The organism is Rhizobacter sp. P2_H2 (assembly GCF_056403375.1).
In genome coordinates this window covers 1-1,238 of the sequence record NZ_JBFUFP010001354.1, presented here as the reverse complement: position 1 = coordinate 1,238, position 1,238 = coordinate 1, and the positions used below count along the sequence as shown (strand labels likewise).

Here is a 1,238-nt window from a genome sequence, read left to right as displayed (position 1 = left end):
ACCGACAGGTCGATGCCGCCGCTGATGATCACGAAGCACATGCCGACCGCGATGATGCCGATGAAGGCGGTGCGGGTCAGCACGTTCATCGCGTTGTCCCAGGTCGCGAAATCGCCGTTCAGCAGCGTGCCGGCGATGCACAGCAGCACGAGGCCGAGCCACGGGCCTGCTGCCTGCAAGCGCAGACGCCAAGCGGCCGTGACAGGTGAGGCCGGGCCGAGCGCCGGGCCGCCCCAAGCCGGCCCGGATCCCCCCGGGGGATCGGTCGGCGTACCCGCCGGCCGAGGGGTCCTAATGTGTTCCTGTGGCATGAGCGATCAGCTCCTCTTCGGTCAGGTGGTCGGCCGACAGCGTGGCCTGCAGCCGCCCCGCGCGCATCACGGCGACGCGGTGGCACAGGCCGATCAGCTCGATCAGCTCGGATGAAATGACGACGACGCCGCGGCCCTGCTCGGCCAGGCGCTGGATCAGGAAATAGATGTCGCGCTTGGCACCGACGTCGACGCCGCGCGTCGGCTCGTCGAGCACCACCACGCGCGGCTGCGGCTGCAGCACCTTCGCGATCGCGAGCTTCTGCTGGTTGCCGCCCGACAGCGACGACGCCCGGCTGCCGAGGTCGCGCGTGCGGATGCCGAAATCCGCCACCGCCTGCTGCAGCGCCAGCGCCTCGGACGCCGGGTCGAGCAGCGGGTGCGTGTGGCGCGCCAGGTCCATCAGCGTCAGGTTGTCGCGCAGCGAGAGCCGCACATGCAGGCCCTTGCCCTTGCGGTCTTCGCTGAGGTACGTCAGCCCGTGCTGCGCGGCCTMGCGCGGGCTGCGCAGCGGGCGCTCTTTTCCATCGAGCTCGATGCGGCCGGCGCTGCGCGGGCGCAGCCCGAGCAGGCCCTCGAACATCTCGGTGCGGCCGGCCCCCACCAGCCCGGCGAAGCCGAGGATCTCGCCCGGGCGCACCTCGAAGCTCACGTCGTGCGCCCAGCCGGGCACGCTCAGGCCCTCGACCTTCAGCAGCGGTGCCGGCGTGCCGGCCACCGGCAACTTCGCCGGGAACATGTCCGACAGCTCGCGGCCGACCATCAGGTTGGCCATCTGCTGGCGCGAGAGCCCGGCGGTCGGCGCGCGGGTCACGAAGCGGCCGTCGCGCATCACGACGATCTCGTCGGTGATGCGCTCCACCTCGTCGAGCTTGTGCGAGATGTAGACGATGGTCACGCCATCGGCCTTCAGCTGCGCGATCAGCG

Annotated in this window: 1 protein-coding gene and 1 pseudogene; both read right to left on the bottom strand. The window is 71.0% G+C overall.

Annotated elements, in window-relative coordinates:
• Positions 1–311 (bottom strand): annotated as a pseudogene (locus AC1D15_RS33045) (hypothetical protein); the annotation flags it as partial.
• On the bottom strand, positions 292–1,238 hold a 947-nt coding region (locus AC1D15_RS33040), incomplete at its 5' end, for a sugar ABC transporter ATP-binding protein (protein ID WP_477829394.1). The pseudogene AC1D15_RS33045 and the gene AC1D15_RS33040, both read right to left, overlap by 20 nt.